Raw genomic sequence first — 15,509 nt, forward strand, 5'->3', positions numbered from 1 at the left:
TTCTTGTTAATGCGCGCTCTGCGGCTTACGCAACATCGTCATCAGCGACACGAGCGCCAGGATCGCGAAGCCGCACATCACCGTCACGAGGGGGCGGGGCGAGCCGTCACCCAGCAGACCGAGTAAGCCGCCCGCTGCAAAGCCGAAGCCGTACTGCACGCTGCCGACGAGCGCCGCCGCAGCCCCGGCACGCGTCGGGTGATTCGCGAGCGCGCCCGCCACGGAATTCGCCGTGATGATGCCGCGCAGCGACATGAACAGGAACAACATCGCCACCATCAGCGGCAGCAGGACCAAGCCCATCCACACCGTGGCACATAACACCGACGTCACCACCGCACACCCGATGATGCCGATGCGCATCAGCCGGTAAGGCCCCATCTGTCCGACGCGTCGCGAATTGAACATCGTCATCGCGGCCATGCCGACGATATTGATGCCGAACAACACACCGAAGAATTGCGGCGAGACGTGGAAGTACTCCATGTACACGAGCGGCGTGCCGGTAATGTAAGTGAACGATGCCCCGAACACGGCACCGCCCGCCACCATGTAGCCGACGAAATGCTTGTCGCGCAGCAAGTGCCAGTACGACATGGCGATGGCGCGCGGCCCGCCCGCCTGACGGCCATTCAAGTTGCCCGTCTCCGGCAGACGCCAAAGCGCCATCAACGCGCCCACGCCGAACACCGCGAGAATGCCGAAGATCACGCGCCAAGTCGTGAAGCGCAGCATCTGTCCGCCGACCAGCGGCGCAACGATGGGGGCGACGCTCATTACCAGCAACATGATCGAGAAGGCGCGCGCGCTATTACGCGGCCCGTAGACGTCGCGCACGATGGCCTGCGCAATCACCGGCATTGCACAACCGCCGAGCGCCTGCACGAAGCGCCACATCATCATGTGATCGATGCTGTCAGCGAACGCACAGCCGATGCTGCCGAAGATGTACAACGCGATCCCCGCCGCCATCGGCTTGCGACGCCCGAAGCGATCCGCGAGCGGCCCCCAGACCAACTGTCCGAACGCAAAGCCGAGGAAGAAATACGAGAGAGTCAGTTGGGTGGCCGCAGCGCTCGCCCCCAGTTCGTGACGCATCGTCGGCAGCCCCGGCAGATACATATCCGTCGACGCAGGCGCGATCATCATGAACAGGCCGAGAATGCCCAACAGCACGCGCTCGGATGGCAAGGCAGGAGAGAGTTCGGACGTCGAGGTCATTTATCGTTTTGATTATGCTGTGCGACGCCTGACGCATCGCAGGAGACGTCGCAAAAACGACGACGCCCGCCATGATAACGCTGGCGGGCGTCGCACTTTCATACTCGATGGTTATCGGACACTTAACCGCTGCTTATGTCGCTGCCGCGTGCATGTGTCCGTCATTGCGCGTTGCACTACGGCGCTCAGCTCGCCGTGGCGGTGCGCAGATTGCCACCGTCGCCGCGCTGGGTGCGGGCAATCGCCAGCACGCCGATCAGGGAGACGCATGCCGGTACCGCTGCCGCAAGGAACAGCGACGACGACGACCACTGCAGGTGCATCAGCGCGCCGCCCAGCACAGGCCCCAGCACCGAGCCGATACGGCCGATGCCCAGGCTCCAGCCGATGCCCGTCGAGCGCAGCGATGTCGGATAGTAAGTCGCGGCCAGTGCATTGAGCGCCGGCTGGCCGCCGATGATCGAGAAGCCTGCGAAGAAGATCGCTACGAATACCGCCACCATCGACACCATCACCACCGGATTGCCGATGGCCGCCGTGGCCGCAATCGCGATCAGGAACGTCACCGCCAGCACGCTGGTGAAGCCCACGCGGTCGATCACACGTCCGAGCAACAACGTACCGATCACGCCGCCCGCCCACAAGGCGGTGCCTGCCATCACGGCGACTTGCGTCGAATATCCGGCGTCGCGGATCACCGTCGGCAGCCAGTTCGACAGGAAGTACATGTCGAGCAGGTTGGCGAAGTTGATGACCCACAACAGAATCGTCACGCGTGCGCGGCCGTCCTTGAACAGCTCGATGAACGGCACACCCTTCGCCTTTTGCTCGTCGAGGACAAAACGGGCGTCAGTCGGGACGTTCGCACCCGGCGCGACACGCAGCAACTGCTTGCGAATACGCGCGTTATCGCTGGGCTTCGTGCCCTTCTTGAACATCAGGAACTGGATCGATTCCGGCAGCGAGACCCACATCAGCAGGCCTAGCACCAGCGGGATGGCCCCACCGATATAGAACACGGCGCGCCAGCCCAGATCAGGAATGATGGCGGCCGTAATCAGCCCGCCGACCACGCCGCCCAGCGTAAAACCGCACGACACGATCATCATGAGCGAGACGCGGATACGACGCGGGCTGTACTCACCTGCCAGCGCCATCGCGTTCGGCATGATGCAACCCAGCCCCAGCCCGGCAGCGAAACGCCAGACGATCAGCTCGGTGATCGAGTTGGCGAAGCCGGTGACGATCATGCACACCGAGAAGAACAGCGTCGCGCCGATCAGCACCGGACGGCGACCCAGCTTGTCCGCCAGCGCCGAGAACGTCAGCGAGCCGACCAGCATGCCGAACAACCCCGCGCCGAAGACCGGCGAGAGCGTTTCCTTGGCAATGCCCCACTCGCGAATGACCACCGGCGCAACATAGCCCATGGCCTGAACGTCGAAACCGTCCACGACCAGACACATCGCGCACAGCGCGATCACCCACCACTGATAGCCGCCCAGTCGACTCTCGTCGATCAAAGCGCCCACATTCACTTCTGCTGCTTTCATCCTGTCTCCAAACGTTCTCGCAACTTCGTGGTTTTGCGTCCCGGTCGAGTCGCCGGCGAAATTACGCTTTGCGGAAGTTTATATCGCCGAACGTAAATCAATGCTCGGTGTAAACACTTAGATTTCCAGGGGTTGCGAGTACTGTCGGATGCGCGTCGGATGTCGCTTGGAAGCGCGCGAAATGTCCGTCGCCGTGGCAAACGGTCGTTATCTTTGTGGTTTTTCTCCATCCGAACGATGGGAGGACGCCCCGGTGATGCACCGAATGGCTATATGGGACGGGGAATTGGGCGATTCGCGAGCAAAAAAGCGACGAATTGTCGCAGATGTGGTTTTTCTACAGATTTTTTTGACAAAGGTTTACCCGTCTAGGGATTTCCCTGATATAGTTGCACCTGTCTCCTCCACCTCCTCCTGGTGGATTTCACGGCCAGCAACGCGCTGGCCGTTTTTTTTGCCTGTCGTATTCGTAACGTCTTCGGCACATCGCGTCAGGGCGCAGGGGCGCTAATCGAACGTAATGCACGCGCACGGGCAGCGACGTAGCAGACGCACTTTCCTGCGCTACACTCGACGCCATGAAAATTGCACCGCTCGCCACCCTGCTTTGTGTTGTGCCGCTGGTCGGCTCGCTTGCCGGCTGTTACGTCGTGCAGTACCCCGGCGGCGCGCTGACGCTTTCCCCAACGCCTACAGCGCCGCAAGCCGTGCGCGCTGCACCGGGCACTGTCCTGAGCGGCGACGTTGCGACGGCGCCCGTGCCGACACCGACCGTAGCGGCGACGCCGGTCCGCCCCGCGCCCACGCCTGCCCCGGTGTATCCGAACGGCTCACCTGTGCCGCGCGACTTCCAGCCCGGCAACAACTCGCCCGTCCCACCGGACTATCGGCCGCCCGCACCTTCGGGGCAAACAGCACGTCCTGGTGCAACCCCAGCCTATCCGAACTATCCGAACGGTTCGCCGGTGCCACCCGACTACGTGCCGCCGCAGACGTCGCAACCGCCGCAGGGTAATGCCGCTTACTCGACGTATTCCGCCTACTCGTCGTATTCGCCCGATCCGGGCTTCGTGCCTTACGCCGCTTATCCCGCTTATCCTACCTATCCTGCATATGCGGCCTACCCCGCCTATGCCGCTTACCCTGCGTACGCGCCGGTCTATCCGGCATACGCCCCATCGCCGTGGCTCAGCAATGTGTCGCTTTCGTTCTCATGGGGGCGTGGCTGGGGCGGCTGGGGTGGCCGTTGCTGTCATCGCTGGCGCTAAACGGCCGTAGGCCGCTCAGGCAACGCGAGCGTTTAAAGCGCGCTGAGGCTGCGCGTCATTACGCGTGGTGGATGAGCGACGCAAGCCGAGCGGCTTGCGTGTCGTCGCGCGGGACGTTGCGCTTAATGCGTCGTATTGCGCGCCGTCTCGTTCTCTCTCGCGACGCGATCCTCGATGCGGCATTCGATACGTTTTCGGATCTGTGCGGCGGCATCGGACGCGCAATCCGCGTCGATGCTCGAAAACTCGCAACGGCCGATGTAATCGCCTTCGCAATACGCGTCGACTGCGCCGTCAAAGCGTTTGTCGGCACGCGGTGTGATTGCACCCGTCAGTTCGAACGGACGTCCAGGCGCCGTATTGCTGACATAGTGCCACTGGAATTTGAACGAATCTGTCATATGTCCCCTCTCTCAAGCGACAGCTAAAGGTCTGCCGGCCTGCCAGCCGATGCTGTTTTTTGAGGAATCGTAACATGTTCATCAATTCCGACCGACGTTCGAAAAAAAAAGCGGCTCGCCAGGGCGGCGAGCCGGACAGTCCGTGGAGGTCGGGGGCACATCAGGACCACGGTGATTTCACTCTAGTCCCGAATCGCTGTCGTTATTCTCGGTAATTTGCCTGATACGCGGACCTGAATCCTCAAGTTCGTCCGCCGGTACCGCCTTGCCGAACAACCATCCCTGACCGATTGCATCGGGGCAAATCGCCAGCATGTAGTCCGCCTGCGCCTGCCTTTCCAATCCTTCCACGATGACCTCGACGTTCAGCAGCGCCGCCATCTTGCAGATCTGGTCGACGATGGCGCTGCCCACCGTATCGGTCCCGATGGCCTGCGTGAACATGCGATCGATCTTCAACGCATCGACATTGAGCGTCGACAAATACGCCAGATTCGAAAACCCGGTGCCGAAATCGTCGATGTGAATCTGATAGCCGTCCACGCGCAGTCGGTCGAGCGCTTCGCGAAGCCGCGCCATGTTGTCGGTCGAGCGTTCCGTTACCTCCAGCGCAATCTGCGCACGCGGCACCCGCAGCGACGCGGCCATGTGGTTCAAAAACGTGTGGAAGGTGCGATCGACGACGTCCACGGCAGCGAGATTGATGCTGATGTGGAATTCCGGGTCGGCCAATGCGCGTCCGTGCATTTCGATCAGTGCCTGACGTGCGACCTGTCGCGTGATCAGACCGATCACGCCGCGCCGTTCGGCAATCGGAATGAACATGTCCGGCGAGATCGGATTGCCCGCGCTGTCGTTCAGGCGTGCGAGCGCTTCCACGCCAACCGTCTTCCCGTCGCGCAGCCTGACCAGCGGCTGATAGACGAGGTAGATCCCCCCCGACTCGGCGGCCTGCTGGGTGACCCAGTCGATCGATGTGCGATAACGTTGGCGCAGACGCCACGACTGCCCCATCGCACCACCAGCCACGGCGCCAATCGCCAGCGCCAACAGCAATCCCCACGCGTTCGTCACGATGCGCGACGACGTATAAACCGCCGACGCGCACACATCCACGTTGTTCGAACACCGTGAGAACTGGCGCACCGGTCCGATATCGAGCCAGCGCGACGTCTCGCCCAGCGTAATGCGTTGCTGGTCCCCGGCGAGTCCTGCGCGCCAGAAGACGAAGCGCATATCGCTCGTCGACGCCACCGACGCGAAGCCCGGCTCCGGCGTCGCCAGCCTCTCAGGCAATACCGGCGGGCTGAAGACGACCACGTCACCCATGCCCATCGCATTAACCTGAACACCCGGCGTGACGATGCCCGTGAGCGTGTGCCAGAGCTTCACCCCGTTGCGCGTTTCATGGTCGGCGGGGGGCAGTGCAGGCGCGGGATCGAAGCGTCCCGCAACGGCTGAGCACAGCAATTGCGAATCGTGCACCCGGGCGATGTCGTGAAAATAAGGACTACGCATGGCAACGCGGCGCAGCGCCAGAATGTCCGCGTCGTTACAGGGCACCGCGCCGCTGTACATCGCTTCGTGCAACGCGTTGCGGCTCGACACCGACGCATCGCTCATGAAGCCCATGATGTCCTGCACATAGGCGCGCAGGCGAAAATCGTCGATACGCGTCTGCGCGATCTGTCCAATCAGCAGCATGACCAGCATGCCCGCCAATGCGCCGATGAGCACCGGCAACCAGCGGGTCAACCTTCTGAGCATTTGCATGGAGAGGCATCCACGGTGTGCCCCGTGTCGGGGCGTGAAAGCAGTGTAGCCTACCGCCGGTCGAACGCATCGGATTGCCACACAACGCCCGTTGGGTCGCTGGTTCGCAGATCGCCGCATGAGTGGGACGATTTTGGGTCGACGCTGGGGTAACTTGCCGACTTCTTCCCTCCGACTGCGAACTCGCCATGACACTCAAATTTCGCCATCCCGCGAACGGCGATGTCATCGAGATTTCGTATCTGTCCTGCATCGGGGCCTTCTTTCTCGGCCCGCTCTACCTGCTGGCGTACGGCTTCACGTGGCACGCACTACTCTGGACGGTGCTCGCCATCGGCCCCGCCCTGCTCTGGAATGAATCGTTGCTGGCGATTTCGCTGCCCGCTACCTGCCTGCTCTACGCCGTGATGATTCATCCGCTGCTCACCAACAGACTGCGCGCGAACGGCTGGGAATCCACCAGCGACGACGCCCTGCCGAGCCCCGGACAACGCGGCTATCACTGAGTCATTCGGCGGTGTCCGCCACCGGCATCATCGCAATGAAGCGATCGAGTGCCGCCGAGCCATGATCTTCGCGATAGGCGAGACTGATCGGCGCTAGCGGCACGTCGCCGCCCGCGGCATCGATGGGCCAGAAGCCCATGCCCGGCGTACGAATCTGGCTCACCGACGCCGGTACGAGCGACACCCCGAAGCCCGCCGCGACCATCGGCACGATGGATGTGATCTGTGGCGCCTCCTGCCCCAGCTTCGGCCGGAAGCCTGCCGCTTCGCATGCGGCCACCGTGCGGTCGTAGAGCGCCGGGCTGATGTCGCGCGGCAGCAGGATGAATTCGTCCTGCGCGAGTGCAGCGAGGGGCACGCGTTCGCGCGCACACATCGGATGCCCCAGCGGCAGCACCAGCACCATCGGCTCGTCCACGACCGGCACGCTGACGATGCCGGGCGGCACCTCGAACGGCGTGCGCACGAACGCCGCATCGACCGCATCGTCCACCAGCGCCGTGAGCAAGCTGGCCGTATTGCTCTGCTGCGGATGCAACTGCACGTCGGGATAGCGCGCGCGGAAGTCGCGAATCCACGCCGGAATCCGTGGCTCGAAATACGTCGCACCGGCGAAACCGATGCGAATGTGCCCCGCTTCGCCGCGTGAGATCTGCTGCATGCGCCGCCGTGTGCGCTCCACACGCTCGAGAATCTGGCGCGCCTCCGGCAGGAGCGCCTCGCCCAACTCCGTGAGCACCACATCGCGCGGTAGCCGCACGAACAACGGCCCGCCCAGCTCTGTTTCCAGCTGCTTGATCTGCAAGCTCAGCGGCGGTTGCTGGATGCCCACCCGCGCCGCCGCACGCGTGAAGTGCCGCTCCTCCGCGACCGCAATGAAATATTGCAGATGCCGCAATTCCATGACCCCTCCTCCGTCAGCCCGATGCCATATGGCTTTACATCGACAATACATTAAAAGTATGAAAACTTGATGTTCAATATATTGGAAATGTGACCGGCGGGTCAATACACTTCGAATCAAGCGCAGACCGGCATATCCATCGCCGGCGCGCCAAGAATCCAAGAGATTCGAATAAGAGACGAGAAGAGACGAGGAGCCTCACGATGTTTGAAGACCGCATTCGCCTGGCGTCGCTACGCGACCGGGTGATGACTGCCGACGATGCTGCCAAGCTCGTGGGCGACGGCATGGTGGTCGGTATGAGCGGATTCACCCGCGCCGGCGACGCCAAGGACATGCCGATTGCGCTGGCCCGCCGAGCCAAAGCCAACCCGATGAAGATCACGCTGATCACCGGGGCGTCGCTGGGGCATGACTCCGACAAGACGCTCACGGAAGCTGGCGTGCTCGCCAAAAGGCTGCCGTTTCAGGTCGACACGACGTTGCGTAGCGCGATCAATCGCGGCGAAGTGATGTTCGTCGACCAGCATCTCTCCGAGACGGTCGAATTCCTGCGCACCGGTCAGTTCGGCAAGCTGGACGTCGCGGTGATCGAAGCGGTCGCCATCACCGAAGACGGCGGCCTCGTGCCGAGTTCGTCGGTCGGCAATTCGGCGAGCTTCGCGATCCTCGCGGAAAAGGTGATCGTGGAGATCAACCTCGCGCAGCCGCTCGCCTTCGAAGGCATGCACGACATCTGGATTCCGGGCCAGCGTCCGCATCGCGCACCGCTGCCGATCGTCGACGTGCGCGACCGCGTGGGCACGAACGTCGTCAAGATCGCGCCGGAAAAGATCGCGGCCATCGTCATTACCGACACGCCCGACAGCGCCTCGAACGCGCTGCCGCCAGACGCCGACACGCAACGCATCGCCGGGCATCTCATCGAATTCTTCCAGCACGAAGTCTCGCGTGGACGCCTGCCGCGCACCTTGCCCGCCATTCAGTCGGGCATCGGCACCATCGCGAACGCCGTGCTCAGCGGCTTCATCGAATCGCCGTTCGAAGACCTGACGATGTACTCGGAAGTGCTTCAGGACTCCACGTTCGATCTGATGGACGCGGGCAAGATGGTGTTTGCTTCAGGCTCGTCGATCACGGTCTCGCAGGCCGTGCAGGACCGCGTATTCAAGCGGCTGGAGCGTTATCGCGACAAGCTCGTGCTGCGTCCGCAAGAGGTCAGCAATCATCCGGAAGTGATTCGCCGTCTGGGGCTGATCGCGCTCAATACCGCGCTTGAAGTGGACATCTACGGCAACGTCAATTCGACGCACGTCGGCGGCACGCACATGATGAACGGCATCGGCGGCTCGGGCGATTTCGCCCGCAACGCGCGCATGGCGATCTTCGCGACGAAGTCGATTGCCAAGGACGGCAAGATTTCGAGCATCGTCCCGATGGTGCCGCACGTCGATCACAACGAACACGACGTCGACATCATCGTGACGGAGCAGGGACTGGCCGATCTGCGCACCCTCGCCCCGCGCGAGCGCGTGAATCTCGTCATCGACAATTGCGCCCACCCGAGCTACCGCGAGGTGTTGCGCGACTACTATCGCGACGCCCTTCGCTATGGCGGCCAGACGCCGCATGCCCTTGAGCGTGCGTTCGATCTGCACGTCAACTTGCGCGAGCGCGGCTCGATGCTGGTGGGGAAATAACTTCATTGGACATCGGTGCCGGACGCCATCGCCGGGGGGCGGGCGAACGGACGCCGATTGGCCGGTATCGACCCTTCGTGTCGGTGCCGAGAAGAACGTGAGACGCATGCGGTCTCATGGGCCGGGCGCTGGTGAGAGCGTTCCGGCATTCACGGCTCGCCGGCGTGCGCGGGCGAGCCGTCTTTTACAAGGTGACGGGTGCGTCTGCACTGAGATGCACCGGGACACACCTTGCTGAGGTTCAGGCGGAAATCTGCCGGGCTGGCTGTCCCTGATTGGCCGCACCGTCGATACGGAAAATCGACACCAGTTCGCGCAGGCCGCTCGACTGTGCCGCCATCGACTGCGCGGCCGCCGAGGCTTCTTCCACCAGCGCTGCGTTCTGTTGCGTGACGGTATCCATCTGCATGACGGCCTGATTCACCTGCTCGATACCCGTGCGTTGTTCGGTCGACGCGGCGGCGATTTCCGCCATCAGATCGGTCACCCGTTTGACGGCATGTACCACTTCGTCCATCGTGTTGCCCGCATCGGCGACGAGCTTTGCGCCTTCGCTCACCTGACGCGTCGACGCGTCGATCAGCTCCTTGATTTCCTTCGCAGCGTTCGCACTGCGCTGTGCCAGCGTACGCACTTCGCCTGCGACCACCGCGAATCCGCGTCCCTGCTCACCCGCGCGCGCCGCTTCGACCGCCGCGTTGAGCGCGAGGATGTTGGTCTGGAACGCAATCCCTTCTATCACGCTCGTGATGTCCGCCACGCGCGCCGATCCGTCCGAAATTTCGCGCATCGTGTCAACGACCTGACGCACGACTTCTCCGCCGCGTTGTGCGATGTGCGAAGCGTTCGACGCCAGCACATTGCCCTGCTCTGCGTTGTCCGCATTCTGCTTGACGGTCGTCGTCAGCTCTTCCATGCTCGCCGCCGTTTCCTCCAGCGACGCCGCTTGCTGCTCCGTGCGTGACGACAGATCGGTGTTGCCAGCCGCAATCTGCGCCGAGCCGGTGGCAATGCTCTCACTCGTGTTGCGCACCTGACCCACGACCTGCGCGAGCTTGGCGTTCATGTCCTTAAGCGAACCGAGCAGCAGCGCCAGTTCATCCTGGCCTTGCACGTCGATACGCGAGCTGAGATCCCCGCGCGCGACCGTCTGCGCGATCTCCACACACCGGCCAATCGGTCCGGTGATGGAGCGCGTGATGAGCCATGCCGTGAATGTCGCCACGGCCAGCGCCAGCAGAATCAGCACAACAGTGGCGATGAAAGCGGCGTGATAGTTGGCGGCCGCGGCGTCCGTCGCACCGACCGCACCCGCGCGGTTAATGGCAACGTGCTCGGTCAGCCGGTCACTGAGCGTCCCGAAGCGCTTGACTGCCTCCGTCATAACGATGGTGCGGGCTTGCGTCTTTGCCTCTTCATCGCCCTGCTCCAGCGCGGCGACACGATTGTCGAGGGCCAGATAGTCGGCCCAGGCCGCCTTCACTGCGTCGTAGGCACGACGGTCTTCGCTCGACGCCACCATGCTGCTGTAGCTGTCGAGCGTCTTGTTCATCAGGTCGATAGATGCCAGACGTTTAGCCTCTTCGTCCTTACGCGTGCTGTCGACGGTTGTCAGCAGCGTGGCGAGCGTCGCGCGTCGCGCTGCGTTGGCGGCCACTTGCGCGGTGCCGAGCGTCTGCACACTGGGCAGCCAGTTGTCGGCCAGATCGCGTGTTCCCCCGTAGATGCGCGACGCCTGAAAGACAGCCATGCCGCCCACGATACACAAGAGAATCAGCGTGATGGCGAACCCGACGGTCAGCCGTGTGCCGATTTTGAGACTACCCAAGAACTTCATGCCCGCTCCAAATGCGAAAAAACGATAACAATCGCATGCGATAACGGGCGACCATTCAAAAAACTTGAGCCAATAAACCCCTGATTCTCACGCAATGGCTTTCGAAATATTTCAAATTCCGGAAGCCGAAACGTTTTTTCAGAGATTTACTTCTTTGACTGCGATGGTTAAGCCAATAATCATTTGAATATTATTAAATATTCATTGTCATATATTTGACTATCTATCGCATCATCGACTTGCACCATCAAAGGGAGTTGGGTGGACGGCATCGAGATCGATGTCGTCGATACAGCGCACATTCACTGCGGCCATTTTTGACCCATCCGGCATTTGACCAAACGCGAAGGCTTCGACGCCGCAATTCGGACAGAACTGGTGACGAATGACGTGCTTATTGAAAAGATATTCCCGCGCCTTTCCTTCGCCAGTCGTTTGCGAAAACTCGGCAATCGGCGTAAAAGCGAGAATCAATCCACGCTTTTTACAGATAGAACAATTGCACGTAATTGTTTTGGACAAATCAATATTCGCCGCAAAGCGAAGATCGCCGCAATGACAGCCGCCTGAGTATTGCTGATTCGCCATGACGTCGCTCCTTCGAAAAAGGGAAAACGCTACCGGCGGTGATTCGGGATGGGAAGGACTTCGGGAAGTGCCCGCCGGAATGCGCTCTATTGTGCGACATATTCCAGCGGGCGGGCAGCGGGCGGCGACGGTGCGCCGGCGTGCCAAAGGTGAGGCGGTAAAGGGACGTCAGCGAACGCGCCGAAGCGCTCGCTGACGCATTTACGCCGCGAGTGCCGGTTCGTCGCGCGAACCGCGCCCGCCTTGGGACGTGTGCATCACGGTGACACCATGACGGCTGTGCTCGCGAAGCTGGAACAGCGCCACGGTCTCGGCGAGGTTGCGTGCCTGCTCGCTGAGCATTGCGGAAGCTGCTGCCGATTCCTCCACCAGCGCCGCGTTCTGTTGCGTCGACTGATCCATTTCGGCCACGCTACGGTCGATCTGGCTGATCCCGGTGCTCTGCTCCGTCACCGCCGAGTGAATCTCGCCGATCAGGCGGCGCACGCGGGAAATACCGTCGACGATCTCGCCCATCGTGTCGCCCGCCGCCTGCACGCGTTGCGTGCCGCTCTTGACGTTTTGCACCGAGGCTTCGATAAGCGTTTTGATTTCCTGCGCGGCAGCGGCGCTACGTTGCGCCAGTGTGCGCACTTCACCGGCCACGACCGCGAAGCCACGTCCCTGCTCACCTGCACGCGCCGCTTCCACCGCAGCATTGAGCGCCAGGATGTTGGTCTGGAAGGCAATGCCGTCGATCACACCGATAATCTCGGTAATCCGCTCCGACGACTTGGCGATTTCACTCATCGTGGTGACAGCGCCGGTCACGACTTCCCCGCCGCGCGCGGCGGCGTCGCTGGCGTCGCCCGCCAGACGCGTGGCATGTTCGGCGGCCTCGGCCGTCTGCTTGACGCTGGCCGTCAGCTCGGTGAGCGCCGCCGACGTCTCCTGCAACGTACCGGCGGAAGACTCCGTGCGCTGCGACAGATCGCGGTTGCCCATTTCGATTTCGCTGGTCGCCGAAGTCATGCCGTGAACGCCGGAGCGCACGTCGAGCATGACGGTACTGATCTTGTCCACAAATGCGTTGAACGACGTCGAGATCTGCGCGACTTCGTCGTGACCGACGACATCCAGACGACGCGTCAGATCGCCGCCGCCGGAACCGATGGTATCCATGGCGTCTCGCACCTGCGACAGACGACGGAACGCTTGCGACGTGAAGAAGCTCGCGATACCGATGGCGCACAACGTCAGCACGATCAGCGAGATGACCGTGCCGCTCAGCACGCGCGAGAGACCGGCAGTCGCTTCCGCCTTGTCGAGCGCCACGACGAAGAGCCAGTCGGTGCCCGGCACCGGTTGCGTCTTGACGAGCTTGGGTGCACCGCCAAGTTCGACTTCCGTCGGCTCGGTGGCGTGCTCCATCTTGACGAGTGCGTCGGGCGTGAGCACCGAGGCGAGGTCGCTCGACTGCTTGAGCATGAACTTCTCGTCGGGGTGTGCGATGACGAGACCGTCACGCGAGACCACGAACGCCAGGCTCGACGGCGTGGGGTGCACGGCTTTGACGACGTCCTGCACGGCGTCGAGCGGCACAGCCCCGCTCACGGCGCCGAGCGTCTGTCCGTCACGCAGAATCGGCGCGGCGAACGACACGTAAAGCTTGCCCGAAGCGATGTCGGCATACGGCTTGACGACGGTCAGCTTGCCCGCCGCAGTCGCGCCCTTGTACCAGGGGCGCGCAGTCGGATCGTAGTCGGGCGGCGTGGGGCCGCTGGAGAAGTACGACTTGTCGCTCCAGCCAATGCTGGAAATCGGGAAACCGTTGGTCGCGCCGAGCAGCTTCGTGAGCGCCACGCCCTGCTCGCCCTTTTCGACGGCTGCGGCAGTGCCGACGACCGACTGGCCCTTGGCAGCCGCCCAGCGTTCCACCGCGAGCGTGTTGCCCCGTGCGACCGCGTCGAGCGTGTTGGAGATGGTGGACATCATGCTGTCGCGCACGATGATGTAAGTGGTAATGCCGGAGAGGATCAGTGCACCAATGACGGTGGCACACGCGATCAGAATGATGCGTGTTCTAAGCGAAGATACTGTCATGCTGTCGAGGCAGGCCTGCGGCTAGGGGGATCGAAAGACAAGAGACCGGCACCCAGGCTACCGGCTCCACGAGGTGGGAGGTTCCACCTCGGAAATTACGGCAGTCGCAGCGAAAACTTTAGGTATTAACCCGAATCATTGACTTCATATTTGCCTATCGTTACGGATGGCGAAACGTCAGTGATACGAATGGATATGCAGACCGTCTCGATTGCTGCACATAGCCGGGACATACGACGCACGCGTCGGCTATAGTGCGGTGACCGTCAGTTGCCTCGTTCACTCTCGAATTCAGGTGAATTCCGTGAAACAGCTCGTCGAACGCGCCGAACCCTGTGGCTGTGACCATGTCGCATCGCGGCATCCGATTCAAAAGCGTGAAAGCGCCCGGTTCACCGGTATCTCCGGCATTTCCGACAATCGCCCCGTCGCCTCGCAGCACAGCGCGATTCAAGCGATGGCAGATCGCCATTCGACACTTTCCGCTATGCCTGTGTCGAACGCACCGCCGATTCAGCGCGTGGTCACCGGCGGGCGAAACGGACGCCCGTACCGAAGCTCCGAAGTCCCGGGCCGCGAATTTCCTACCTACGAGCAGGCGAAGGCGGCCGAAGAACAGGTTCGGCGCGAACGTGCGGAACAGGCGCAGCGGGAACGCCCACCAGTCAACTTTCAGTTCCAGCCACCGACAGGGCCGGTGCCGACGCCTGAGAATCCGCTTTCCGCCGCGCTGCATCAGTACCCCGCGCACTTCGGTCCGGTGCTGACGACAGGCGGGCAGGTTCATCAGAATCAGGTGGGGTCGGTCATGGAGGGTGGCTCCGCCTTCGTGACCGAGCCGGGCAAGACGGCTTTCAGCGGACAAAACACTTACGCCGTCATCATGACGAACGGGCCTGACGACAATCGACAGGTCTTCAACCCGACCGGTCAGAGTACGTCGCTGAGCAGCCTTCCCGGAACGTCCCCGTTTGCGTTTCACAAACAGAACGTCTTCATGCAAGGTCGGCCGCCGCAAGGGGTGACACTGCCGCCAGGCCGCAAGACGGCTCACGCTGAAGCGCTAGCTGTGCATAGTCAAGGGTTCGAGAAGGCTGTCGAGAAGAACGCAACGGATCTGAACAACATGGCGTCCATGATGGGGATCGATACCGAGCGAGTCGTCCCGGACGATCCAACCGAAGACGATATGGAATACCTTTCGTCAGTCCTTGGAATGCCGGGCGTAACGACGGACATCGTCGAGAATCGCGCATCCTGCGGCAAATTCGGCGAAAGCGGCTTCCCCGGCGGATGCAATCAGGAGATGGCCAATACGGTCGGAACGTACGGTGGCCTGCTCGATCAGCATCTGCCGTCGCAGTTCTCGTTCCTGGCGCAAAATACCGGCCTCGCATCGTTCGGCGTGTCGACGGCCGGGCCATACACACACCAGGGCAATCCACTCATCATCACCAACGCCGGCGGGCGCGTCGCCCCGCACAACCCAATCAGTTGGACCACGAGTAAGCCACGCCACATGGGCGAAGAACTCCAGGCGTACATCGCGCGATCCGAGCCGCAGAACCACGTCCACGATCACGACCATGACGACGAGAAGGAAAGTGAGATGAACGAGGAGGAGGACGGAAACCACCTTTCCGAAGAGGACGGCGAACAGTAAGCACCGTCCCCCT

12 protein-coding genes are annotated in these 15,509 nt (G+C 62.1%); 4 read left to right on the plus strand and 8 right to left on the minus strand.

The window, feature by feature from the left end; translation table 11 throughout:
• Positions 1-6: 6 nt before the first annotated feature.
• Both NTU39_RS17420 and NTU39_RS17425 read right to left on the minus strand, forming a co-directional pair.
• Positions 7-1,221: a multidrug effflux MFS transporter gene (locus NTU39_RS17420; protein WP_150663305.1), complete on the minus strand. Its 1,215-nt coding sequence runs from the start codon at positions 1,219-1,221 to the stop codon at positions 7-9.
• Positions 1,222-1,406: 185 nt separating this feature from the next.
• On the minus strand, positions 1,407-2,774 hold the full coding sequence (locus NTU39_RS17425) for an MFS transporter (RefSeq protein ID WP_150663306.1): 1,368 nt from the start codon (positions 2,772-2,774) through the stop codon (positions 1,407-1,409).
• A 578-nt stretch (positions 2,775-3,352) separates the two neighbouring features.
• Here NTU39_RS17425 and NTU39_RS17430 point away from each other — a divergent pair.
• A complete protein-coding gene (locus NTU39_RS17430) occupies positions 3,353-4,042 on the plus strand; it encodes a hypothetical protein (protein ID WP_150663307.1) in 690 nt (229 codons plus the stop codon).
• Between the two features lie 122 nt (positions 4,043-4,164).
• Here the strand turns inward: NTU39_RS17430 and NTU39_RS17435 are convergent, their stop codons facing one another.
• Positions 4,165-4,443, minus strand: a complete 279-nt coding sequence (locus NTU39_RS17435; RefSeq protein ID WP_150663308.1) for a hypothetical protein — start codon at positions 4,441-4,443, stop codon at positions 4,165-4,167.
• 177 nt (positions 4,444-4,620) lie between these two features.
• On the minus strand, positions 4,621-6,216 hold the full coding sequence (locus NTU39_RS17440) for an EAL domain-containing protein (protein ID WP_174984367.1): 1,596 nt from the start codon (positions 6,214-6,216) through the stop codon (positions 4,621-4,623).
• A 188-nt stretch (positions 6,217-6,404) separates the two neighbouring features.
• Between NTU39_RS17440 and NTU39_RS17445 the strand changes: the two genes are divergently transcribed.
• On the plus strand, positions 6,405-6,722 hold the full coding sequence (locus NTU39_RS17445; RefSeq protein ID WP_150663310.1) for a hypothetical protein: 318 nt from the start codon (positions 6,405-6,407) through the stop codon (positions 6,720-6,722).
• 1 nt (position 6,723) lies between these two features.
• Here the strand turns inward: NTU39_RS17445 and NTU39_RS17450 are convergent, their stop codons facing one another.
• The gene (locus tag NTU39_RS17450) at positions 6,724-7,626 is read right to left on the minus strand and encodes a LysR family transcriptional regulator (RefSeq protein WP_257958152.1); all 903 of its coding nucleotides are present in this window, start codon (positions 7,624-7,626) and stop codon (positions 6,724-6,726) included.
• A gap of 203 nt (positions 7,627-7,829) precedes the next feature.
• Here NTU39_RS17450 and scpC point away from each other — a divergent pair, with 203 nt between their 5' ends.
• A complete protein-coding gene (scpC, locus tag NTU39_RS17455; protein ID WP_150663312.1) occupies positions 7,830-9,326 on the plus strand; it encodes a succinyl-CoA:acetate CoA-transferase ScpC in 1,497 nt (498 codons plus the stop codon).
• Between the two features lie 241 nt (positions 9,327-9,567).
• On the opposite strand, the gene NTU39_RS17460 is transcribed toward scpC, so the two are convergent.
• The 3 genes from NTU39_RS17460 to NTU39_RS17470 form a co-directional block, all read right to left on the minus strand.
• Positions 9,568-11,163: a methyl-accepting chemotaxis protein gene (locus NTU39_RS17460; RefSeq protein ID WP_150663313.1), complete on the minus strand. Its 1,596-nt coding sequence runs from the start codon at positions 11,161-11,163 to the stop codon at positions 9,568-9,570.
• A gap of 231 nt (positions 11,164-11,394) precedes the next feature.
• Complete coding sequence (locus NTU39_RS17465; RefSeq protein ID WP_150663314.1) at positions 11,395-11,751, minus strand: GFA family protein; 357 nt, start codon at positions 11,749-11,751, stop codon at positions 11,395-11,397.
• Between the two features lie 201 nt (positions 11,752-11,952).
• On the minus strand, positions 11,953-13,833 hold the full coding sequence (locus tag NTU39_RS17470) for a methyl-accepting chemotaxis protein (protein WP_150663315.1): 1,881 nt from the start codon (positions 13,831-13,833) through the stop codon (positions 11,953-11,955).
• Positions 13,834-14,137: 304 nt separating this feature from the next.
• On the opposite strand from NTU39_RS17470, the gene NTU39_RS17475 reads away from it, so the two are divergent.
• Positions 14,138-15,496, plus strand: a complete 1,359-nt coding sequence (locus NTU39_RS17475) for a hypothetical protein (protein WP_257958153.1) — start codon at positions 14,138-14,140, stop codon at positions 15,494-15,496.
• Positions 15,497-15,509 lie beyond the last annotated feature (13 nt).

The sequence above is a fragment of the Pandoraea commovens genome (assembly GCF_024704525.1).
Taxonomy (GTDB): domain Bacteria; phylum Pseudomonadota; class Gammaproteobacteria; order Burkholderiales; family Burkholderiaceae; genus Pandoraea; species Pandoraea commovens.

Bases quoted from the DNA above. Each gene is read 5' to 3' on its own strand.
- NTU39_RS17420 (WP_150663305.1), bottom strand. From the start codon at position 1,221: ATGACCTCGACGTCCGAACTCTCTCCTGCCTTGCCATCCGAGCGCGTG.
- NTU39_RS17425 (WP_150663306.1), bottom strand. From the start codon at position 2,774: ATGAAAGCAGCAGAAGTGAATGTGGGCGCTTTGATCGACGAGAGTCGA.
- NTU39_RS17430 (WP_150663307.1), top strand. From the start codon at position 3,353: ATGAAAATTGCACCGCTCGCCACCCTGCTTTGTGTTGTGCCGCTGGTC.
- NTU39_RS17435 (WP_150663308.1), bottom strand. From the start codon at position 4,443: ATGACAGATTCGTTCAAATTCCAGTGGCACTATGTCAGCAATACGGCG.
- NTU39_RS17440 (WP_174984367.1), bottom strand. From the start codon at position 6,216: ATGCAAATGCTCAGAAGGTTGACCCGCTGGTTGCCGGTGCTCATCGGC.
- NTU39_RS17445 (WP_150663310.1), top strand. From the start codon at position 6,405: ATGACACTCAAATTTCGCCATCCCGCGAACGGCGATGTCATCGAGATT.
- NTU39_RS17450 (WP_257958152.1), bottom strand. From the start codon at position 7,626: ATGGAATTGCGGCATCTGCAATATTTCATTGCGGTCGCGGAGGAGCGG.
- scpC (WP_150663312.1), top strand. From the start codon at position 7,830: ATGTTTGAAGACCGCATTCGCCTGGCGTCGCTACGCGACCGGGTGATG.
- NTU39_RS17460 (WP_150663313.1), bottom strand. From the start codon at position 11,163: ATGAAGTTCTTGGGTAGTCTCAAAATCGGCACACGGCTGACCGTCGGG.
- NTU39_RS17465 (WP_150663314.1), bottom strand. From the start codon at position 11,751: ATGGCGAATCAGCAATACTCAGGCGGCTGTCATTGCGGCGATCTTCGC.
- NTU39_RS17470 (WP_150663315.1), bottom strand. From the start codon at position 13,833: ATGACAGTATCTTCGCTTAGAACACGCATCATTCTGATCGCGTGTGCC.